The organism is Snodgrassella sp. W8158 (genome assembly GCF_016100435.1).
GTDB classification, from domain to species: domain Bacteria; phylum Pseudomonadota; class Gammaproteobacteria; order Burkholderiales; family Neisseriaceae; genus Snodgrassella; species Snodgrassella alvi.
Genome location: NZ_JACFSM010000020.1, coordinates 1 through 300 on the forward strand (window position 1 = coordinate 1; position 300 = coordinate 300).

General features: G+C 35.3%; 1 protein-coding gene. It reads right to left on the minus strand.

The window, feature by feature from the left end; all coding sequences use genetic code 11:
* On the minus strand, positions 1-300 hold a 300-nt coding region (locus H3V11_RS11735), incomplete at both ends, for a hypothetical protein (protein WP_198225102.1).

Below are 300 nucleotides of genomic sequence, written 5' to 3' on the forward strand. Positions count from 1 at the left end.
ATTTCTCGTCTACCTTAAGATTTCCTTTGATGTAAATAACCTCTTGAGTAGAAACATCGCCTTTAATATGTACATCATTGGGGTAAAAAAGACTACCTATTAAAGTATTAAGCTCTAAAGGTGAATAAATGGGAGGTAAGTGATCTACTAACCACTTTGCAAAACTCTTATAATCTAACTCTTCACATCGCTTTAATACCTCTAAAGCCTCTCCGCCATTAGGGAAATGCTGTTTAAAAGCTTGAAGCCCATCTTTACAAGCTTTCCTTTCTTTAAGCCATTTCTCGGTAACTATGAACT